Source organism: Streptomyces sp. NPDC021093 (assembly GCF_044333135.1).
In the GTDB taxonomy this organism is placed as follows: domain Bacteria; phylum Actinomycetota; class Actinomycetes; order Streptomycetales; family Streptomycetaceae; genus Streptomyces.
The window spans coordinates 330,275-350,170 of record NZ_JBIRQJ010000004.1 but is presented as its reverse complement, the minus strand read 5'-3'; the positions used below and the strand labels follow the sequence as shown (position 1 = coordinate 350,170).

Below are 19,896 nucleotides of genomic sequence, written 5' to 3'. Positions count from 1 at the left end.
GCCGGAGGTGTTTCACGTGAAACACCTCCGGCCCGTTGTCGGTGGTGCGTGCGAACCTTGGTGACATGGCAGGACAGGAACAGCAGGGCGGCGGCAGCGGGTACTCGGTCCCGACCGGGCTCCCGCACGCGCTCAAGGAGCTGCGCAGCAGACTCGGCTCGGCGAACGACCTGGTGAAGGAGTTGTACGACGGCGCCCACCCCGCCGAGTACGAACCGGTCGCCGACTCGCTGTACAGCGCGTACCGCACCGCGTCCGAGCTCGCCCCCGCGCGCAACGTCACCGGCTGCAAGGAGCACCCGGACGGCGCCGTCGACCCGACCGCGCCCGACGGCTGGGGCCGCTGCCTGATCTGCAACCACCGCCGCAGGCTCACCGAGCGCGGGGCACCCACCCCGGCCGAGGAGACGCCCCGGCTGCCCGACGGCTCCGCGCAGCGCACCGTCCTCGCCACGCTGACCGCACAGTTCGCGCTGGTCAACGAGCGGTCGTTCAACCTCGGGACGGCCTCCAGGCCGGAGGAGTTCGGCGCGCTCGCCGAGGCCCTGCACCGGGCGTTCGTACTGGCCCGGGAGCTGTCCCGGCCGCGCAATTCCTCCGGCTGCGCACAGCACCCCGGCGCCCCCGTCGACCCGGACGCGCCGCCCGGCGAGGAGTGCATCTTCTGCGCGGGCCGCCGCCGCCAGGCGCAGCGCGCGGCGGGCACCCCGCAGATGCTGCCCAGGGTGGCGCGCGGGGAGCGCCGGATGCCCCTGCGCAGAAGGTTCGAGCGGCCGCCGGGGCTGTAGTCCCGCCGGGGCCGTGCTCCGCCGGGCCATCGGACCCCGCCGGACCATCGGACCCCCGCCGGACCTGCCCAAGGCCGGTATCCGGCCGTGACCTGGGTGTCGGCGGGCCTCGTTACCCTGGCCACATGAGCACAGCAGCCCGCTTCGATCGCGGACACACCGACGACCTGATGTCCTTCCTGGCGGCCGGCCCTTCGCCGTACCACGCCGTCGCCGCAGCGGCCGAGCGGCTGGAGAAGGTGGGCTTCCGGCAGGTGGCCGAGACCGACGCCTGGGACGGCAGTACGGGCGGCAAGTACGTGCTGCGCGGCGGCGCGATCGTCGCCTGGTACGTCCCGGAGGGCGCGCAGGCGCACACCCCGTTCCGCATCATCGGCGCGCACACCGACTCCCCCAACCTGCGCGTGAAGCCGCTGCCCGACACCGGCAACGAGGGCTGGCGCCAGGTCGCCGTCGAGGTCTACGGCGGGACGCTGCTGAACACCTGGCTCGACCGGGACCTCGGTCTGGCCGGCCGGCTGACCCTGCGCGACGGGACGTACCGCCTGGTCAACATCGACCGGCCGCTGCTGCGCGTCCCGCAGCTCGCCGTCCACCTCGACCGCCAGGTCAACGAGGGCATGAAGCTCGACAAGCAGCGCCACATGCAGCCCATCTGGGGCCTGGGCGAGGTGCACGAGGGCGACCTCATCGCATACGTCGCGCAGGAGGCGGACGTGGACCCCGAGGACGTCGTCGGCTGGGACCTGATGCCGCACGCCGTCGAGGCCCCCGCCTACCTGGGCCGCGACCTGGAGCTGCTGGCCGGCCCCCGGATGGACAACCTGATCTCCGTGCACGCGGGCGTCGCCGCGCTGGCCGCCGTCGCGAGCGGCGACGAGAAGCTGTCGTACATCCCGGTGCTCGCCGCCTTCGACCACGAGGAGAACGGCTCGCAGTCCGACACGGGCGCCGACGGCCCCCTCCTGGGGAACGTACTGGAGCGCTCCGTCTTCGCCCGCGGCGGTTCGCCCGAGGACAAGGCGCGCGCCGTCGCGGGGACGATCTGTCTCTCCTCCGACACCGGGCACGCCGTGCACCCCAACTACGCGGAGCGGCACGACCCGACGCACCACCCGCGCGCCAACGGCGGCCCCATCCTCAAGGTCAACGTGAACCAGCGGTACGCCACCGACGGCGCCGGCCGTGCGGTGTTCGCGGCGGCCTGCGAGAAGGCGGGGGTGCCGTGGCAGAACTTCGTGTCGAACAACGCGATGCCCTGCGGGACGACGATCGGCCCGATCACCGCCGCCCGGCACGGCATCCAGACGGTGGACATCGGCGTCGCGATCCTCTCCATGCACAGTGCCCGCGAGCTGTGCGGGGCCGACGACCCGTACCTCCTGGCCAACGCGCTGACGGCGTTCCTGGAGGGCTGAGCCGACCGCGGAGTCCACGGCCGGCAGGCTGAACTCCGCCTCCGCGCATGGTCGTTCCGGCCCCGGGTACTCGCCCTCGTACCAAGAGGTCCGATTGATTCCGGGCCCGGAACGGTCACGGCCAAGCGCATTCGGAGGCGAACTGACATGGGACTGGGCGGCTGCATCGTCCTCGTCGCGGTGGGGGCCATCCTGACCTTCGCGACGGACTGGGAGATGAAGAGCGTCAACCTCGACCTGGTCGGGGTGATCATGATGCTCGTCGGCGTCATCGGGATCGTGGTCTTCACCAGCATCCTCAAGCGGCGGCGCGGCGTCGGCACCCCGCCCGTCGGCGGCGGCGTGGTCGAGGAGCGCTACCGCCACTACGAGTGACGCGTCACATCGGCGCTGACACCTCAATATCGCCCCCGGCCTGCGGAACCTCCCCCGGTAGTCTGACCCTCTTGTCCACCACAGGGTTCACAGGTGTTATCGGGAGGCATCAGTGGAGTTCCGGCTGCTCGGCGCGGTGTCCGTCGCCACCGAGACCGGAGAGCTGCCGCTGGGCCCGGCCAAGCGCCGCAGCGTGCTGGCCGCACTGCTGCTGCGCCCCAACACCGCCGTCCCCGTCGACCAGCTCATCGACACCATCTGGGACGAGACGCCGCCCGCCCACGCACGGACCGTCGTCCAGGGCCACGTATCGCGGCTGCGCGCACTGCTGAACGACGGCGAGGCGGCGGCCTACGGGGTGGAGCTCGCCACCAGGGGACGGGCGTACGTCCTCCAGATGTCGGAATCGCTCCTTGACGCGCACCGCTTCGAGGAACTGGTGCAGCTGGCGAAGCGTCAGCGGCAGCCCGCCGACACGGTGTTGATGCTGCGTGAGGCACTCGCCCTGTGGCGGGGCCCCGCCCTCACCGGAACGGTCTCCTCCGAGCAGCTGCTCGCGGCGGCGCACGCGCTGGAGGAGACCCGCCTGGTCACGGTCGAGAACCTGGCCGAGGCGTACGGAGCGCTCGGCGAGCACGGCCGTGCGGCGGCAGTGCTGCGCGCCGAGGCGGTCGCCCACCCGATGCGCGAGTCCCTCGCATCGGCGCTGATGCTGGCGCTGTACCGGGCGGGCAGGCAGTCCGACGCGCTCGACTGGTACCACCGCACCAGGCGCCTGCTCGCGGCCGAACTGGGTGTCGACCCGGGGCGGGCGCTGCAGGACGCGTACGGGGCGATCCTGCAGGGGGAGGCGATCGAGGAGACGGCGGGCGGCCCGCAGGCGCACCCGCGCCCGCACCCTTCCACGCACACGTCCGCACATACGCATACGCATGCGGCGGACTCGGCGGCGATGCCCGGACGTGCGCACGAAGCCGCGAGCGTGCAGAGTCCGGCCGTGGGCGGCTCCTCGCCCGGCGGCGCTCTTCCGGGGCGGCCCGGCCCTCTGCCCGGTCCGGTCACCACGGCGACGGCGCCCCGGGGGGCGGAGGCACGCGTGCCCGGCCAGGGCGTACAGGGCGACCAGGAACGGCACGTGCCGAACCAGTACGTGCCGAACCAGTACGTACAGGACCAGGACGTACGGCACCAGGACGTACGGCACCAGCACCCGGCCGATCGGCATCCGTCCGGACAGCGGGCGCCGGAGACGGTGGACGCCACGGACGTCGCCGGGGCCGGGGCCGGTCCCGGGGTTCCGGCGCTGCCCGCCGGGTCGCCCGCCGATTCTGGCGCGCCCGCCGATGCCGTACGGGTCGCCCAGGGCCGCACGACCACAGCCCTCGCCGTGGGCTCCGCCTTGGACACCGCCGAGGACTCCGGGGCCAGGGCCGGTTCCGGGGTCGGTTCCGGGGTCGGCCCCGATGCCGGGCCCGGTTTCGGCCCCGCTTCCGACTCCGACCTCACCGCCCCCTTCCCCGCCGACGCCGTCCCCGTCACCCCCGGCGCACCCACCCCCGGCGCACCCACCCCCGGCGCTCCTGCTCCCACCCCCACCCCCACTCCCACGCCCTGTGCGCTCACCCCCGGCACTCCCGTTCCACAACGCGACTGCGCGCCCCATGTCCCGTACACCGTCCCGGAGTTGCTCGCCCGTCGCCCCCGTGGCTTCCTCGGGCGGGGTGCGGATCTCGCGGCGGTCGACACCGCCACTGCCGGTGCTGAGGCGCCGATCGCCGTCGTCACAGGGCCCGCCGGGGTCGGTAAGACCGCCCTCGCCCTGCACTGGGCGCACGGGCAGCGCGAGAGCTTCCCGGACGGGCGGCTCTTCGCCGACCTGCACGGCTTCGACCTGCTCGCCGATCCCGAACCGGCCGATGTCCTGAGGGAGTTCCTCCTCGCACTCGGCGTTCCGGGGTACGCCCTGCCCGAGACTCCGGCCACCGCAGCGGCGCTCTACCGGCGCCTCACCACGGGCCGCCGGCTGCTCGTCGTACTCGACAACGCCCGCAGCTCGGAGCAGGTGCGGCCGCTGCTGCCCGCGGGCGACGCCTGCGTCACCGTCGTGACCAGCAGGAACCGGCTCGGCGGGCTGATCGCGGGCGACCTGGCCCGGCCCGTGCCACTGGACACGCTCGGCCCCGACGACTCCGTCGCGCTGCTCGCCAGGGTGCTCGGTGAACAGCGGGTGGCCGCCGAGCCGGAAGCCGCACAGCGCCTCGCCGCACTCTGCGAAGGGCTGCCGCTCGCCCTGCGCATCACTGCCGCCCGGCTCACCTCCTACCCCGACCGCCCCCTGGAACGCCACGCCGCCGAACTCGCCGACGAGCAGCGCAGGCTCACCCTCCTCCAGGTCGAGGACCGGGGCGTGGAGGCCGAACTCCGGCTGAGTCTCCAGCAGTTGGACGCCTGCACCCAACGGGTGTTCCGGGGGCTCGGCACGCACACGGGCCCGACCGTCGACCGGTACGCCGCCGCCGCGCTCGCCGGGCTGCCGGTCGCGGAGACCACCGCCGCCCTCGACCGGCTGGCCGCGGCGCACCTGGTGCAGGAGTCGGGAACCCCCGGGCAGGGCCGGTACGCGCTGCACGACCTGGTCCGCCTGTTCGCCCGCTCCACCTCCGACGACCCCGGCGCACTGCCCCGTCTGCTCGACCACTACCTGCTGACCGAACTCGCCGCCAACGCGGTCGCCGAGCAGGGCAGCCGCCCGTGCTGCTCTCTCCCCGACGACATACAACGCCCCGTACAGATACGGCAGTTCGCGTCCCGCGACGAGGTCATCGAGTGGTACGCGGCGGAGCGCGAGGCGCTCGCGGGGGCGATGACGGCAGCGACGGCGGCAGCAGCGGCAACGGCGGACGGTCCTGAGTCCGGGCTCGCCGACCGCGTGTGGCGGCTGGGGATCCTCCAGTGGCCGTACATCCTGTGGCGGGTGCGGGACGGCTGGACGCCGATGCTGGAGGTGGCCCTGGCGGCCGCCGTCGCGCTCGACGACCCGGAGGCCGAGTCACGGGTGCGGGCGCTGCTCGGCTGGGTGCTGGTCGAGGAGGAACGGACCGAAGAGGCGTACCCGCACCTGGAGTTGGCGCCGGTGCTGGCCGCACGGACGGGCGATCTCGTGGACGAGGCGATCGGCCGCGTCAACCTGTCCGTCGCCCAGTGCCGGCGCGGCTCGGTCGCCCAGGCGCAGGAGAACTGCGTACGAGCGGCGGCGCTCGCCCGACGGGCCGGAGACCGGCAGACGGAGATGCTCGCCCTCCAGTCGCTGGCCGACCACTGCCTGCGCGCGGGCGAACCGGAGGCCGCCCTGCGGCACTCCCTGGACGGTCTCGCGCTGGGCCCCGCGGACGTCGGCGTGATCCGCCGGGTACTGCTGCGGACCGCGCAGGGCGAGTCGCTGACCCAGCTCGGACGGGTGCCCGAGGGCCTCGAACTGCTCTGCCTCGCGGCACAGACGGCCGAGCGCGAGGGGTTCCACGAGGGAGCCTGCCGGGCGTTGAGCGTACTGCTGCGGATCACCGGGGACCGGGCCGCGTACGAGGACCGCTACCAGCGGGCGATGGCGGCACTGGCGGACCATGGGGAGCCGGGCCGCCCGTAGCGCGCACCACGGGGAGCCCGGCCGCCCGTAGCGCGCACGACGGGCGACCGGACTCCCGTACGCAGCACCGCTACTGGCCGTCCAGCCCTGCCAGGACGAGCGCGAGCCGGGACTCGCCGCCGTCCGTGACCCGTACCGGAACTCCCCAGTCCTGCTGGTGGACATGGCAGGCGGGGTACTCGTTCGCCGGATCGTCGTCGCAGGAGGCGGCCATCGCGGAGACGTGCAGGACGCCTTCCGTGACGCCCGGGTCCAGCAGGATCTCGCGGCCCAGGTCGGTGCCCGTCCCCGCTCCCTCGGCGATCAGCGCGGGCGGGGTGGCCGAGACCAGCAGGCGGGTCGAAGGACCGTACCGGGTGTCGAGCTTCTGGCCGCTCGGCGCCTGGAACACGACGTCCAACCGGAGCCTGCCCGGGGCGACTTCGGTCGCGGCCCGCTGCGTACGGTGGGCGACGGCCGCCACCCGTACCGCCTCGTCGGGCAGCCGCAGCCGGGTCAGCCGGTGGCGCGCCGACTCGACCACGACGATGTCGTCCCCGACGAGGACGGCGTCGCTCGGCTCCCGCAAGTCCGTTGCCAGGGTGGTGACCCGACCGCTGCCCGGCTCGTACCGGCGGAGGGAGTGGTTGTACGTGTCGCTGATCGCGACGGAGCCGTCGGGCAGTGCGGTGACGCCCAACGGGTGCTGGAGCAGCGCCTGTTCCGCCGGGCCGTCCCGGTGGCCGAAGTCGAAGAGTCCGGCGCCGACGGCGGTGTGCACGACGTCCTCCGCGTCCACCCAGCGCAGTGCGGAGGTCTCGGAGTCGGCGACCCAGAGGCGGTCCCCTGCGGCGGCCAGGCCGGACGGCTGGGCGAACCAGGCCTCGGCCGCCGGGCCGTCGACGAGCCCCTCGTTGGTGGTGCCCGCGGCGACGCGGACACGGCCCGACTCCGGGTCGTACGCCCAGAGTTGATGCACACCGGCCATCGCGATCCAGACCTCGCCGCGCCACCAGGCGACGTCCCACGGGGACGACAGCGACACGTCGAGGGCGGGCCCGGAGGTCGGCTCGCCCTGCCACCACTGCTTGCCGGTCCCGGCGAGTACGGCGACCTCGCCGCTCTCCGGGTCGTACGACTTCAGTTGGTGGTTGACCGTGTCGGCGACGATCACCCGGCCGTCGGGGAGGAGGGCGAGGCCCTGCGGCTCGTTGAACGCACCGGCCCCTGCTTCGGTGCCGTCGATGCGGCGCAGTACGGTCTCGCCGTCGGCGGCGAGCTCGACGAGCTGGTCGCGGGTGGTGTCGGAGACGAGCAGGGTGCCCGTCCGCGGCAGCAGGAGGGCCTTGCCGGGGAACCGGAGGTCGGTGGCGACCGGCTCGGGCTCCACGTACGGACCGTCGCCGCGCCGCAGCGTCCCCTTGGCCTCGTGCTCCGCCTCCAGCTCGGTGACGAGCCGCTCGATGGCGTGCGCATGGCCCTCGCCCGCGTGCTGGGCGACGACGTACCCCTCGGGGTCGATGACGACGAGCGTCGGCCAGGCGCGGACGGCGTACTGCTTCCAGGTGGCCAGCTCGGGGTCGTCGAGGACGGGATGGTGGACCTGGTAGCGCTCGGTGGCGTCGACGACGGCCTGGTGCTCGGCCTCGTGCACGAACTTCGGCGAGTGCACGCCGAGGATCACCGTGGTGTCACTGTGCCGCTGCTCCAGCTCGCGGAGCTCGTCGAGGACGTGCAGGCAGTTGATGCAGCAGAAGGTCCAGAAATCGAGGATGACGATGCGGCCCCGCAGGTCGGCGAGGGTCAGCTCCTTGCCGCCGGTGTTGAGCCAGCCTCCCTTGCCGATCAGCTCGGGGGCACGGACGCGGGCACGGCGAGGTGCGGGCGTGGGGGTGGGGGCGGGGGTGGGCACCTGGGCGGCATCGTTCATGGTTCAAGATTGCCACCCTGCGGTGGCTTGCCGCAGGGTGGCGGGTGGTGCGCTCGCGGGGTGGCCGGTCGTGCGCTCCGTCCGGCTACTTCGGGTCGCGGTTGAACAGCGACGCCGTCCAGCAGTAGCCGAGTACGGACAGGCCGAGGCACCAGGCGATGGCGATCCACCCGTTGTTGCCGATCTCGGTGCCGAGCAGCAGGCCGCGCAGGGTCTCGATGGCGGGTGTGAACGGCTGGTACTCGGCGATCGGCTGGAACCAGCCCGGCATCGTCCCGGCCGGGATGAAGGCGCTGGAAAGGAACGGGAGGAGGACCAGCGGCATCCCCTTGTTGCTGGCCGCCTCCGCGTTCGGGCTGGACATGCCCATCCCGACCGCGATCCAGGTGAGCGCCAGGGCGAAGAGCGCGAGCAGCCCGAACGCCGCCAGCCACTCCAGAGCCGTGGCATCCACGGACCGGAAGCCGATGGCCACGCCGACGGCGCCGACGAAGAGCAGGCTGGCGAGCACCTGCAGGACGCTGCCGACGACGTGCCCGATGATCACGGAACTGCGGTGGATCGCCATCGTGCGGAAGCGGGCGATGAGGCCCTCGGCCATGTCCGTGGAGACGGACACGGCGGTCCCCATCACGGTGGAGCCGATGGTCAGCATCAGGATGCCCGGGACGATGTACGCGATGTAGTCGGAGCGGTCGGCACCGACGCCGCCGATGCCGGCGCTCATCACGTCTCCGAAGATGTAGACGAAGAGCAGCAGCATGACGACCGGCGTGAGCAGCAGGTTCAGGGTGAGGGACGGGTAGCGCCTGGCGTGCAGGAGGTTGCGGCGGAGCATCGTGGACGAATCGCGTGCGGCGAGGGAGAGGGCGCTCATCGGACGGCCTCCTTGGCCTGGGTCTGGGACTGGGTCTGGTTCTGGGACTGGGTCTTGGCCTGGGTCTGGGACTGGTTCTGGGACTGGTTCTGGGGCTGGTTCTGGGGCTGGTTCTGGGACTGGTTCTGGGACTGGTTCTGGGGCTGGTTCTGGGACTGGTGCGTCGCGGGCCGGTCGGTCGCGGAGCGGCCGGTGCCGCTGGTCAGGGCGAAGAACACGTCGTCGAGGTCGGGGGTGTGCACGGTCAGCTCGTCCGCCTCGATACCGGCCGAGTCCAGCCGGTCGAGGAGGGCGCGCAGCTCGCGCTGGCTGCCGTCGCTGGAGATCTGCAGCGACATCGCCTCGTCGTCCCCGGTGGCCTCGTGCAGGGCGGCCGCTGCGGACCGGTAGGCGACCGGGTCGGTGAAGCGGAGCCGTACGTGACCGCCGGGGATGAGCCGCTTCAGCTCGTCGGCGGTCCCTTCGGCCGCGATCTTCCCGTCGCTCAGCACCGCGATGCGGTCGGCGAGTTGGTCGGCCTCCTCCAGGTACTGGGTGGTGAGGAAGACGGTGACGCCGCCGGAGACCAGCTCGCGGATGATCTGCCACATGTTGTGGCGGCTGCGCGGGTCGAGGCCGGTGGTCGGCTCGTCGAGGAAGATGATCCGCGGATTGCCGACCAGCGTCATGGCGAGGTCGAGACGGCGCTTCATGCCGCCGGAGTACGTGGAGGCGGGCTTCTTCGCGGCCTCGACCAGGTCGAAGCGCTCCAGGAGTTCGGCGGCGCTGCGGCGGCCCGCGCGGCGGGAGAGGTGGTGCAGGTCCGCCATGAGGAGCATGTTCTCCTCGCCGGTGATCAGGCCGTCGACGGCGGAGAACTGCCCGGTGACTCCGATCGCGGCCCGTACGGCCTGGGGGTCGGTGGTGAGGTCGTGGCCCGCGACCTGGGCCTGCCCGCCGTCGGCGGTGATGAGCGTGGAGAGGATCTTCACGGCGGTGGTCTTGCCCGCGCCGTTCGGGCCGAGCAGCGCGAACACGGTCCCGGCCGGGATGCGCAGATCGATGCCGTCGAGGACGGTCTTGTCGCCGTAGGACTTGCGCAGCCCGACCGCGGAGACGGCGGTCTGCGCGGAACGGACGTCACCTTGAATGGACGTGGACATGACAGAAGAAGACATGGAACCCTCCATGAGAAGGCTGAAGTGGGCCGATGTGGGCCGAAGTGGCCGGGAAGAAGCGGGAAGAAGCCCGGAAGGAGCGGAGGTGTCGGGGCGCGGGCGCCGGGCCGGCGCGCTCAGACTCGGGCGGATACGGGTGCCGAGCCGGGCGGATTCGGGTGCCGAGCCGGGCCGGGCCGGGCCGGCACGCTCATGCCGCAGGCGGGTGCAGGTGCCGGACCCGCCCGGCGCGCTCAGGCCCTGGCGCGGCGGACGTCGATGTTGCCCCAGCGGGTACGGGCGCGGACCTTGACGGTCTCCTCGGACTCCCCCGGTGCCCCGGACGCGGTGAGCGTGTTGCGCGCCTGCCCCTTCTCGGAGCTGACGTCGAGCCAGGCGGCCGTGCCCTCGCGGACACCGACCTCGATGGCGCCGTAACCGGTCTCCAACTGGACGGTGCCGCGGACGACTTCGCCGACGCGCAGGGTGCCGTGGGCGGTGGTCGCGGTGACCGAGCCCTCGGCGCGCACGATGTCGATGTCGCCGTTGGCGCCGCTCACCCGCAGGTCGCCGATGGCGGCGCCGACATGCGTGCTGCCGTGCGAGTTCTTCAGGACGGCGGGGCCCTCGACGAGGCCGACGCGCAGGCTGCCGGAGCTGGTGGTGATCTCGGCCTTGCCCTCGACGCGCTCCACGGTGATCGAGCCGTGGGAGGCGGTCAGGTCCAGCGGACCCGTGGAGTCGAGGCGGACGTCGCCCGCCGAGGTCTTCACCCGGACCTCACCAAGCTGCCCCTCGCCGAGCAGCTGGACCCAGGAGCCGGTCACCTCGACGCGCGAGCCGAGGGGCAGTTCGACCGCCACGTCGACGGCGCCGGTGGGCCCGATCAGGTAGCGCTCCTTCGTCCTGATGGTCAGGACGCCCCGCACGTACGAGACCTCGGTCTGCTCGGCGGCCCGCACGTTCTTCTTGTCCTTCTTCGCGTCGCCGGGCAGGACCTCGACGACGGTGTCGGACCGGTCGCTCGCGGTGAACCGGATGGAACCGGCCCCCACGTGCGCCGTGACCGAGATCGGTTCGGGAGTGTCGAAAGAAGGCATGGCTGTCCCGTCCTCTTGAGTCGTTGGTACTTCCCCGCTGGTGGGGCGTGGTTCGGTGAAGGGGTGCGGACGGGGCGCGGCTAGCGCATCCAGCCCGTGATGGTCTGTCCGACGGTCTGGGTCTTCTGGGCCGTACGCGGCCGGACGTCGCCCTCGACCGCGGCCGACACGGCGCGCACCAACCACGCGTTGACAGACAGGCCCTCTCGGCTCGCGGCGCTCTCGGCGTGGGCCTTGAGGTGGGCGGGGAGGCGGAAGTTGATCCGCGCCGTGGCGCTGTCGTCGGCGTCCGCGGGCGGCAGCGGCGAGGCGGCGGCGGGGGCCGCGGCCGGCTCCCTTACCTCCTGGAACGGCTCCGCTGCGGGCGGCGCCGTCACCACGAACTCCGGGTCGAGTCCGCGCAGCCGCACGTCGACCGAGCCCGGCGCCAGCTCCCGCGTGACCTCGCCCATGGCTGCGGACAGCGCGTTGAGCAGGGTCAGGCGGGCGGCGGACTCCAGGGGGGCGGTCAGCCGCTCGGCGAGGGCGCGGGCGTCGTCGCCGCCGGCGTCCGCGGCGACGGCCAGCTCGTGCCGGAGGTTGTCGACGTAGGGCGTAAGGTCCATGGTGCCATCATGGCACATCCAATGCACCATGGCGAGCCAGAGTGCCTCCCTCTTGGCACACACCACGCTGACCTGGCCCTTCTCCTCCAAATTGACACGCCTTGGCGCCGCCCCGACAACAAAATGGCCTACCTCCACGCCACGATGACACCACCATGGCACCACTCGAACGGGGTCGGTGCACCATCGCCTGGCGGCGGGCGGCGGGCGGCGGGGCACAGGCTGCCGGGTGGCGGGGTGCTGGCCCGCTGGGCACGGCTTCCTGGACACCGTCCGCTGAACACCGCGTCCTGGACTCCGTCCCCCGGCACCGCCGGGTGGGCGCCATCCCGCTGGACACCGCCCACCGGGCACCACCCGCCAGGCGCCGGTCCGCCGAACGCCGACCGCCGACCGCCGACCGCCGACCGCTGAGCGCTGCCTCTTGGACTTCGGTCCGCCGAGCATCACCGGATGGACGCCGACCCGCCGGACACCGGACACCGTGCACAGCGCGCCGCCCGCCGCACGCCGCGCGCCGTGCACCCAGCACCACGTACCCCCGCCTCGCCCCCAAGGCGCGCCAGCCAGGACCACCGGCCACCGTCCCGCTGTCCCGCCGTCCCGCCGAAACTCCCTTGCCCCCGCACCGCCCCTCTGCAAAGGTTCGGGCGGTCCGGCGCCAGGATCCGTACCGCACCAGCCCGGCCCGCGCCCCCGCCCGCGCCCCCGCCGCCACCCCTCGCAGCCCTGTCACCAGGAGTCCTCCCTTGTCCCACGCCATCCCCGACCTGACCACCGACCGTCTCCTCCTCCGCGCCTGGACCCCCGAGGAGATCGAGGCGATGGGCACCGGGGAGCGTCTCCCGCAGTGGGCCGAGGACTTCCCCGGCGAGGGCGACAAGGCGCGTGCGGGGTTCTTCGCGGAGAACCCCGCCTGGTACGGCGAGTACGGCCACCGCCAGATGATCGAGCGCGAATCGGGTCAAGTGGTGGGCGCCATCGGCCTGTTCTGGCCGCAGACGGACGGGAAGGTCGAGTTCGGGTACGGAGTCACCCCGTCCCGCCGCCGCCGGGGCTACGCCAGCGAGGCGGCCCGCGCTCTCGTGACCCACGCGCTCACCGCCCCCGGCGTCCACACCGTCTACGCGAAGGTGTCGCTCGACAACCCCGCCTCCTCCCGCGTCCTGGAGAAGGCCGGCCTCACCCCGTGGACCGGCCTGGAACTAGCCCCCGGCCTGACCGCCTTCCGCACCGCACCCGGAGGCCCCACTCCATGCCCGACCGCCCCCTGAGGCCCCACGCCATGCCCGACCGCCCCCTGAGGCCCCGTCCCATGCCCGAGCTCCAGCGTCTGCGCGCCGAACACGCCCCCGCCCTCCTCGCCTTCGAGCGCGCGAACCGGGACTTCTTCGCCGGGTCAGTCCCCGACCGGGGCGATGCCTACTTCGCCGACTTCGACGCCCGGCACGAGGCACTGCTCGCCGAACAGGCCACCGGCGCGATCGCCTTCCACGTGCTGGTCTCCGGCCACGAGATCCTGGGCCGGTTCAACCTCGTCGACCTCGCCGACGGCGAAGCCGAACTCGGCTACCGCCTCGCCGAGAAGGCCACCGGCCGGGGCCTCGCCACCGCCACCGTCCGCACCCTCTGCTCCCTCGCGGCCACCCGGTACGGCCTCCACACCCTCCGCGCCGAGACCACCCTCGACAACGCGGCCTCCCGCACGGTCCTCTCCCGCACCGGCTTCGTCCCGACGGGCCGGGCGGACTTCGACGGCCGCCCGGGGCTGACGTACGCACGCCACAGCCCAGCCGCCGCCACCCCTGAGTTCGAGGCCTTCCGCCTGCGCGCGGAGGCCGACCCCCGCGTCGTCGGCCTCGTCCTGTCCGGCCCGCGGGCCCGCCGGGAAGTGCCGACCGCGCGCTGTGGCCACGACGCGCACGTGTACGTCATCGCCGCCGACGGTACGGAGACCGGGCTCGCCGCCGCCGAGTCGCGGCGCGGCGCCCTGCCGGGCGTGACCGTCCTGCCCCTGTCGGCCTTCCGTACGTACGCGCTCCCCGGCTCCGGCACGGAGCGGAACCGGAACGCCTTCACGCACGCCGTCGTCCTCAAGGACACCACCGAGGGCACCGTCTCCGAACTGACCGCCGCCAAGGGCGGCCTGCCCCTCCAGCCGGCCGGGACCGACCCCGAACTCCGCGACCACGGCCTGAATTGAGCCCTCGGCAGCCCGGCGGACTACGGCCAAAGGACCAGGGGCCCGGACCGCACGACCGATCCGTGGCCCGCACCGGCCCGCCTACGTTTCCCGTATGCGAATCGGAATTCTCGGAACAGGAAACGTGGCACGGACAATCGCGACCGAGCTCGTCGACACGGGACACGACGTACTGCTGGGTTCGCGCGAACCCGACGGGAGGACGGGCCCCGGCCTCACCTTCGTCACCCACGCAAAAGCCGTCGCGCACGGCGAAGTGATCGTCAACGCGACCCCGGGGGATGTTTCGTTACCCCTCCTGCGCCGCATCGGCGCGGACGCCCTCGCGGACAAGGTCCTGCTGGACATCGCGATCGGGTTCAACGAGGACTGGACGCTCACGCACCCGGGCACCAGCCTCGGCGAGCTGATCCAGGAGGAGTTCCCGTACACCCACGTCGTCAAGACACTCTGCACGATGGACTCGACGGCGATGGTGAACCCGACGGGGCTCGAAGGACCCAGCACCGTGTTCCTGTCCGGGGACGACTGGGCCGCCAAGCAGACCGTCGGACAGCTCCTCGGCGACCTCGGCTGGCCGGAGTCGTACCAGCTTGACCTCGGCGGGATACGGACCGCCCGCGGCCAGGAGCACTACGCGCTGCTGTTCATCGGCATCGCACTCACCACCGGCAGCTTCGGCTTCAACATCAAGGTCGTGCCGCAGCGCGCGTGACACGGCCCCGGGTGCGGGTAGTCGTCATGTCATGAAATTCCTCGTACGCGACAAGCTCTTCTCCCTCGGCGACGACTACTGGATCGAGGACGAGAAGGGGCAGCACGCCTTCCTCGTCGACGGCAAGGCCCTCCGGCTCCGGGACACCCTGGAGATCAAGGACCCCGGCGGGCGGGTGCTGATCACGCTCAAGGAGAAGATGCTCAGCTGGCGGGACGCGATGCGGCTCGAAAGGGACGGCGAGACCCTCGCGACCGTACGCAAGAAGCGGCTGTCGCTGATCCGCAACCACTACCGCGTCACGCTCAACGAAGGCACCGAACTCGATGTGAGCGGGCGGGTGCTGGACCGGGAGTTCGCCATCGAGTACGACGGCGAACTCCTGGCGCACATCTCGAAGAAGTGGTTCCGGGTGCGCGACACGTACGCCGTCAATGTCGTACGGGAGGACACGGACGCGCCCCTGCTCATCGCGGTCGCGGTCTGCGTGATCCGCATGGCGGAGAAGGAGCGGGACGGGGACTGACCCGGCCGGCACCGACCGGGCCGGTCGGCCGGGGGCGAGGCCGGGGGCGGGGTTCCGGAGCCCCGCCCGTACCCTCTCTTGCCCTCGCCCCCCCCCCCCCTGTCCGCCTACGGCCGACGCGGTTCCGCCAGCCCGAGCAGCCGGTCCTTGAGCGCCGGGAACTGTTCCCGGGTGACCGCGGGACGCGCCGGGTCGAGGTCCACGACCAGGACCTCCTCGCCCGCCCCCGCCTCGGCCAGCACCTCGCCCCACGGGTCGACGACGATGCTGAACCCGGCCTGCTCGACACCGGCGTGCGTCCCCGCGGTGCCGCAGGCCAGGACGTACGCCTGGTTCTCGACGGCCCGCGCGCGGGCCAGCAGCGTCCAGTGCCCGCGCCGCCTGGCCGGCCACCCCGCGGGGACGACGAAGGTGTCCGCGCCCCGGTCGACCAGTCCGCGGAAGAGCTCGGGGAAGCGCAGGTCGTAGCAGGTGGCCAGGCCCAGGTGCAGGTCCGGCGTGCGGACGGTGACCAGTTCGCCGCCCGCGCCCATCAGCACCGCCTCGCCCTCGTCGAAGCCGAACCGGTGGATCTTCCGGTACGCGGCGGCGAGTTCGCCCGCGGGGGAGAAGACGAGGGAGGTGTTGAAGAGGGGCCCCTCCGGGTCGCGCTCGACGAACGATCCGGCGTGCAGCCAGACCCCGGCGTCCCGCGCCGCCTTCGCCATCACCTCGTACGTCGGGCCCTCCAGCGGCTCCGCCTCGTCGGCGAAACCCTCGTACCCCCAGGCACCGGTCGGCCACAGCTCGGGGAGCACCACGAGGTCGCTGCCCCGTTGCTCCCGCACCAGCGAAGCAGCCCGCTCCCTACGGGAATTGACCGATTCCTCGTCTTTTACATCGATCTGGAGCAGAGAGGCGCGCACACTACCACCGTCCTGGCATTCGAGCCGTCAACACGGGCCTACGATCGTCACACGAAAGCACTGCCGGGGTGCCTTCGGGCAGCGTAACTTAGCGTCCAAGTCCGTCACCCGGAACGCACCTGCCCGCACGCACGCACGGCAACCCAGCCGCACCGCCCGCGCCGCCGCCACTGAACCGCCCGAGGGGTCCCGTGACCGTCCACCATCTCAGCCTGCAGACCTACGCCGACGCCTGGTCGCACTCCATCGAGGCGATATCCGAGCTGGTGAAGCCGCTCGTCGAGGGCGAGTGGAACCGCCGTACGCCGTGCCCCGGCTGGTCGGTGCGCGACATGGTCTCCCATGTCATCGGTGCCGAGTGCGAGATGCTCGGCGACCCCCGTCCGATCCACTCGCTGCCGAGCGACCTGTTCCACATCACCTCCGACCTGGCCCGGTACATGGAGGTGCAGGTCGACGTACGACGCCACCACACGGCGCCGGAGATGACCTCGGAGCTGGAGTACACGATCATCCGCCGCAACCGCCAGCTGCGGAACGAGACCCGGTCCCCCGACACCGTGATCCGCTCGGTGCTCGCCGGGCGCGAGATGACCCTCGAAATGACCCTGTGGATGCGGGCGTTCGACGTGTGGGTGCACGAGCAGGACCTCCGCACCACCCTCCAGCAGCCCGGCAACCTGGACTCCCCCGGCGCGTACATCACCCGCGACTTCCTGCTGCGCAACCTGCCCAAGGTCGTCGCCAAGGACGCGGGCGCGCCCACGAACTCGGCAGTCGTCTTCGACGTCCACGGCCCGGTCGAGTTCCTGCGCACGGTCCGCGTCGACGACCGCGGCCAGGGCAGTGTGGACGGCACCCCCTCGCTCGGCCCGCTCGTCACGATCGCGCTCGACTGGGAGACCTTCTACCGGCTGGCCTGCGGCCGGGTGCGGTACGCGGCGGTGGCCGACCGGGTCAAGATCGAGGGCGACCAGGACCTGGCCGACGCGATCCTGCGGAACTTCGCCGTCACGCCGTAGGAGCGACGTGGCGACGTTTCACGTGAAACACGCTCACGCGGGGCCCCCTCACGCAGGTACGTGCACAGCCTCCACCCGGCTCGCCACCAGGTGCTCCCGCTCGCGCCGTGCCGTCCGGTTGCGCAGCCGCAGGATCTGGGTCAGCCCCACCGCCTCCAGCACGAACACCGAGGCGAACGCCATGCGGTAGTTGTCGCCGGTGGCGTCCAGCAGCACGCCCACCGCGAACAGGGTCGTCATGGAGGCGACGAAGCCGCCCATGTTGACGATGCCGGAAGCCGTGCCCTGCCGCTCCGGCGGGTTCGCGGGCCGCGCGAAGTCGAAGCCGATCATCGAAGCGGGACCGCACGCCCCGAGCACCACGCACAGCGTGACCAGCAGCCACATCGGCACGTGCGGCGCCGGGTAGGCGATCGTGGCCCCCCACAGCACGGCGGTCGCCGCGACCGTGCCCAGCGCGAGCGGCACGCGCGCGGCGTGATGCCGCGCGATGACCTGCCCGTACACCAGCCCGATGGCCATGTTGGAGAGCACCACCAGCGTCAGCAGCTCACCGGCCGCCGCCCGCGACATCCCCTGCGCCTCCACCAGGAACGGCATCCCCCACAGCAGCAGGAACACCATCGCCGGGAACTGCGTCGTGAAGTGCACCCACATCCCGAGCCGCGTCCCGGGCTCCCGCCACGCCGCCGCGATCTGCCGGCGCACGAAGGTGGCGCCCCCGCGCGGGGCGGCGGGCGGCTCGTACCCCTCGGGGTGGTCCTTCAGCAGTACGAGGGTCAGTACGAGGACGACCACGCCCGCCGCCGCACTGCCCACGAAGGTCGCGGTCCAGCCGTACCCGTGCAGCGCCCGGGCGATGACCAGCGTCGAGACGAGGTTGCCCGCCATCCCGAACAGGGCCGCGACCTGCGCGATCATCGGCCCGCGCCGGGCCGGGAACCAGCGGGTGCCGAGCCGCAGCACGCTGATGAACGTCATCGCGTCGCCGCAGCCGAGCAGCGCGCGGGAGACGAGTGCCGTGCCGTACGTCGGCGAGAGCGCGAAGCCCACCTGGCCGACGGTGAACAGGACGGCGCCGAGCGCCAGGACCTTCTTGGTGCCGAGCCGGTCGACCATCAGGCCGACGGGTATCTGCATGCCCGCGTACACGAGCAGCTGGAGGATCGAGAAGGTGGAGAGGGCGGAGGCGTTGACCTGAAAGCGGTCGGCGGCGTCCAGGCCCGCGACGCCCAGGCTGGTGCGGAAGGTGACGGCGACGAAGTAGACGGCCACGCCGATCGACCAGACGGCGAGGGCCCTGCGGCCGCCGGGCGGATCACCGTGCAGCCGTGGCATCGCCGGTGACTTGCTCATCGGTCGTCACCCCTGACCAGCACCTTGACCCGGCTGACGTGCCGGCGCACACAGGCCGCGGCGGCGTCCGCGTCGCCCGTCCTGATGGCGTCCAGCATCTCGGCGTGCTCGGCGATGTTGAGCGCGATGCGGTCCGGGTGCGCCTCCATCACGGCGACGCCCATCCGCAGCTGCCGGTCGCGCATCTGGTCGTAGAGGCGGGACAGGATCTGGTTGCCGGCGTTGCGGACGATCTCCGCGTGGAAGCAGCGGTCGGTGACGGCGACCTCGGCGAGGTCCCCGGCGAGCGCACGGCGCTGCTGCTCCGCGAGGAGTTCTTCGAGGCGGGCGATCAGACGCGGTGACGCCGGTACGGCCTTGCGCACGGCGAACTCCTCGACCAGCAGCCGGGTTTCGACGACGTCGGCGATCTCCTGCGCGGAGACGGCGAGGACCAGGGCGCCCTTCTTCGGGTAGAGCTTGATCAGTCCTTCGACCTCAAGGCGCAGGAGCGCTTCGCGGACCGGGGTGCGCGACACCCCCACGGCTTCGGCGAGATGGCCCTCGGTGAGGAGCGTTCCGCCCTCGTAGCTGCGGTCGAGGACACCCCTCTTGATGTGGTCGTAGACACGTTCGGCGGCAGGAGGTGCGGCAGGCATGCGCACAGCATAGATACAACAGGGGTGCAAGGAGGAGGCCCGTCCGCATGTCGGACGGGCCTCCTGCTCGTGGAACGTGGAATCAGGTCCGGGCTACCGCCTGCCCGCTACTTGCCGATGCTCAGCCACGGCGAGTACGCCGAGGAGTACTTGGGCCTGCCGTTCGCCCCGTTGCGCACATCGACCTTGAACTGGACCTTCTTCCCCTTCTTCATGTTGTAGTTGCAGATCGTGCTCTTCCCCCCACCGCGCGTCTCCTGGCACTTGCCGGACCGGCCGTAGTTGGTCCGCCAGGTGACGACCGCGCGCAGTCCGTCCTTGCGGTGGTCCCTGACCCCGATGTCGTCGCCGTTCGACTGGAAGCAGCCCGTCGCGACCAGCTTCCTGTTGCCGTAGAGGTCGATACAGGTGATGCCCTTCGCGTTCACGGACACGGACGCCGTGGGCTGGGCCGCCCGAGCGGCGGCGGGCGCGGTCTGGACGGGGGCCGTCTGGACGGGGGCGGCCTGGGCGGGCAGGGCGGAAACCCCGAGACCCGCGACACCGGCAACAGCAACCCCGGCTATGCGCAGCTTCAACACGTTTTTCTCCCCTGTGTGTGTTCTTGCTACGGATGTGTGCGTTGGAACTGTCTTGCACCACCGAAGCTAGCGGGGCATCGAGGGCAGCAGAAGCACCTC

At 72.2% G+C, this 19,896-nt stretch carries 18 protein-coding genes; 9 read left to right on the top strand and 9 right to left on the bottom strand.

Translation table 11 applies throughout. The features are described from left to right. Positions 1-65: 65 nt before the first annotated feature. The 4 genes from ACH4SP_RS14060 (at position 66) to ACH4SP_RS14045 (ending at position 6,224) form a co-directional block, all read left to right on the top strand. A complete protein-coding gene (locus ACH4SP_RS14060; protein ID WP_398414264.1) occupies positions 66-788 on the top strand; it encodes a hypothetical protein in 723 nt (240 codons plus the stop codon). A 125-nt stretch (positions 789-913) separates the two neighbouring features. Then, complete coding sequence (locus ACH4SP_RS14055) at positions 914-2,206, top strand: M18 family aminopeptidase (protein ID WP_398414262.1); 1,293 nt, start codon at positions 914-916, stop codon at positions 2,204-2,206. A gap of 147 nt (positions 2,207-2,353) precedes the next feature. Beyond that, positions 2,354-2,581, top strand: coding sequence for a DUF6458 family protein (locus ACH4SP_RS14050; RefSeq protein ID WP_398414260.1), 228 nt, complete (start codon positions 2,354-2,356; stop codon positions 2,579-2,581). 112 nt (positions 2,582-2,693) lie between these two features. Beyond that, on the top strand, positions 2,694-6,224 hold the full coding sequence (locus ACH4SP_RS14045) for a BTAD domain-containing putative transcriptional regulator (RefSeq protein WP_398414258.1): 3,531 nt from the start codon (positions 2,694-2,696) through the stop codon (positions 6,222-6,224). A 70-nt stretch (positions 6,225-6,294) separates the two neighbouring features. Here the strand turns inward: ACH4SP_RS14045 and ACH4SP_RS14040 are convergent, their stop codons facing one another. The 5 genes from ACH4SP_RS14040 to ACH4SP_RS14020 form a co-directional block, all read right to left on the bottom strand. Beyond that, positions 6,295-8,133, bottom strand: a complete 1,839-nt coding sequence (locus ACH4SP_RS14040) for an NHL domain-containing thioredoxin family protein (protein WP_398414255.1) — start codon at positions 8,131-8,133, stop codon at positions 6,295-6,297. Positions 8,134-8,218: 85 nt separating this feature from the next. After that, positions 8,219-9,010 carry an ABC transporter permease gene (locus ACH4SP_RS14035; RefSeq protein WP_398414252.1) on the bottom strand — a complete coding sequence of 264 codons (792 nt, stop codon included), beginning with the start codon at positions 9,008-9,010 and terminating at the stop codon, positions 8,219-8,221. Further along, on the bottom strand, positions 9,007-10,167 hold the full coding sequence (locus ACH4SP_RS14030) for an ATP-binding cassette domain-containing protein (RefSeq protein ID WP_398414249.1): 1,161 nt from the start codon (positions 10,165-10,167) through the stop codon (positions 9,007-9,009). The genes ACH4SP_RS14035 and ACH4SP_RS14030 overlap by 4 nt, the downstream gene beginning before the upstream one ends. 233 nt (positions 10,168-10,400) lie before the next feature. Further along, the gene (locus ACH4SP_RS14025) at positions 10,401-11,246 is read right to left on the bottom strand and encodes a DUF4097 family beta strand repeat-containing protein (protein ID WP_398414247.1); all 846 of its coding nucleotides are present in this window, start codon (positions 11,244-11,246) and stop codon (positions 10,401-10,403) included. Between the two features lie 80 nt (positions 11,247-11,326). Continuing rightward, the gene (locus ACH4SP_RS14020) at positions 11,327-11,851 is read right to left on the bottom strand and encodes a hypothetical protein (protein ID WP_398414245.1); all 525 of its coding nucleotides are present in this window, start codon (positions 11,849-11,851) and stop codon (positions 11,327-11,329) included. A 749-nt stretch (positions 11,852-12,600) separates the two neighbouring features. Here ACH4SP_RS14020 and ACH4SP_RS14015 point away from each other — a divergent pair. The 4 genes from ACH4SP_RS14015 (at position 12,601) to ACH4SP_RS14000 (ending at position 15,295) form a co-directional block, all read left to right on the top strand. After that, positions 12,601-13,125 (top strand): GNAT family N-acetyltransferase, encoded by a 525-nt coding sequence (locus ACH4SP_RS14015; protein WP_398414243.1) that lies wholly within the window; start codon positions 12,601-12,603, stop codon positions 13,123-13,125. A gap of 41 nt (positions 13,126-13,166) precedes the next feature. Continuing rightward, positions 13,167-14,054: a GNAT family N-acetyltransferase gene (locus ACH4SP_RS14010; RefSeq protein WP_398414240.1), complete on the top strand. Its 888-nt coding sequence runs from the start codon at positions 13,167-13,169 to the stop codon at positions 14,052-14,054. Between the two features lie 94 nt (positions 14,055-14,148). Next, entirely contained in the window at positions 14,149-14,769 is a 621-nt protein-coding gene (locus ACH4SP_RS14005; protein ID WP_398414238.1) for an NADPH-dependent F420 reductase, read from the top strand. Positions 14,770-14,800: 31 nt separating this feature from the next. Beyond that, positions 14,801-15,295 carry an LURP-one-related/scramblase family protein gene (locus tag ACH4SP_RS14000; RefSeq protein ID WP_398414236.1) on the top strand — a complete coding sequence of 165 codons (495 nt, stop codon included), beginning with the start codon at positions 14,801-14,803 and terminating at the stop codon, positions 15,293-15,295. 107 nt (positions 15,296-15,402) lie between these two features. On the opposite strand, the gene ACH4SP_RS13995 is transcribed toward ACH4SP_RS14000, so the two are convergent. Beyond that, a complete protein-coding gene (locus tag ACH4SP_RS13995) occupies positions 15,403-16,200 on the bottom strand; it encodes a carbon-nitrogen family hydrolase (protein WP_398414234.1) in 798 nt (265 codons plus the stop codon). A 191-nt stretch (positions 16,201-16,391) separates the two neighbouring features. On the opposite strand from ACH4SP_RS13995, the gene ACH4SP_RS13990 reads away from it, so the two are divergent. After that, positions 16,392-17,222 carry a maleylpyruvate isomerase family mycothiol-dependent enzyme gene (locus tag ACH4SP_RS13990; protein ID WP_398414232.1) on the top strand — a complete coding sequence of 277 codons (831 nt, stop codon included), beginning with the start codon at positions 16,392-16,394 and terminating at the stop codon, positions 17,220-17,222. Between the two features lie 48 nt (positions 17,223-17,270). Here ACH4SP_RS13990 and ACH4SP_RS13985 read toward each other — a convergent pair whose 3' ends face one another. The 3 genes from ACH4SP_RS13985 to ACH4SP_RS13975 all read right to left on the bottom strand — a co-directional run bounded on the left by ACH4SP_RS13985 (position 17,271) and on the right by ACH4SP_RS13975 (position 19,797). Further along, positions 17,271-18,578: a nitrate/nitrite transporter gene (locus ACH4SP_RS13985; protein WP_398414230.1), complete on the bottom strand. Its 1,308-nt coding sequence runs from the start codon at positions 18,576-18,578 to the stop codon at positions 17,271-17,273. Next, on the bottom strand, positions 18,575-19,216 hold the full coding sequence (locus ACH4SP_RS13980; RefSeq protein WP_398414227.1) for a GntR family transcriptional regulator: 642 nt from the start codon (positions 19,214-19,216) through the stop codon (positions 18,575-18,577). The genes ACH4SP_RS13985 and ACH4SP_RS13980 overlap by 4 nt, the downstream gene beginning before the upstream one ends. A gap of 107 nt (positions 19,217-19,323) precedes the next feature. Then, the gene (locus tag ACH4SP_RS13975) at positions 19,324-19,797 is read right to left on the bottom strand and encodes a hypothetical protein (RefSeq protein WP_398414225.1); all 474 of its coding nucleotides are present in this window, start codon (positions 19,795-19,797) and stop codon (positions 19,324-19,326) included. Positions 19,798-19,896 lie beyond the last annotated feature (99 nt).

What these genes read in the sequence shown, in the direction of transcription:
- ACH4SP_RS13980 (WP_398414227.1), bottom strand. Translation starts at nt 19,216, where the DNA reads ATGCCTGCCGCACCTCCTGCCGCCGAACGTGTCTACGACCACATCAAG.
- ACH4SP_RS14060 (WP_398414264.1), top strand. Translation starts at nt 66, where the DNA reads ATGGCAGGACAGGAACAGCAGGGCGGCGGCAGCGGGTACTCGGTCCCG.
- ACH4SP_RS14040 (WP_398414255.1), bottom strand. Translation starts at nt 8,133, where the DNA reads ATGAACGATGCCGCCCAGGTGCCCACCCCCGCCCCCACCCCCACGCCC.
- ACH4SP_RS14005 (WP_398414238.1), top strand. Translation starts at nt 14,149, where the DNA reads ATGCGAATCGGAATTCTCGGAACAGGAAACGTGGCACGGACAATCGCG.
- ACH4SP_RS14035 (WP_398414252.1), bottom strand. Translation starts at nt 9,010, where the DNA reads ATGAGCGCCCTCTCCCTCGCCGCACGCGATTCGTCCACGATGCTCCGC.
- ACH4SP_RS14010 (WP_398414240.1), top strand. Translation starts at nt 13,167, where the DNA reads ATGCCCGAGCTCCAGCGTCTGCGCGCCGAACACGCCCCCGCCCTCCTC.
- ACH4SP_RS14030 (WP_398414249.1), bottom strand. Translation starts at nt 10,167, where the DNA reads ATGTCTTCTTCTGTCATGTCCACGTCCATTCAAGGTGACGTCCGTTCC.
- ACH4SP_RS14000 (WP_398414236.1), top strand. Translation starts at nt 14,801, where the DNA reads ATGAAATTCCTCGTACGCGACAAGCTCTTCTCCCTCGGCGACGACTAC.
- ACH4SP_RS14020 (WP_398414245.1), bottom strand. Translation starts at nt 11,851, where the DNA reads ATGGACCTTACGCCCTACGTCGACAACCTCCGGCACGAGCTGGCCGTC.
- ACH4SP_RS13985 (WP_398414230.1), bottom strand. Translation starts at nt 18,578, where the DNA reads ATGAGCAAGTCACCGGCGATGCCACGGCTGCACGGTGATCCGCCCGGC.
- ACH4SP_RS14050 (WP_398414260.1), top strand. Translation starts at nt 2,354, where the DNA reads ATGGGACTGGGCGGCTGCATCGTCCTCGTCGCGGTGGGGGCCATCCTG.
- ACH4SP_RS14055 (WP_398414262.1), top strand. Translation starts at nt 914, where the DNA reads ATGAGCACAGCAGCCCGCTTCGATCGCGGACACACCGACGACCTGATG.
- ACH4SP_RS14025 (WP_398414247.1), bottom strand. Translation starts at nt 11,246, where the DNA reads ATGCCTTCTTTCGACACTCCCGAACCGATCTCGGTCACGGCGCACGTG.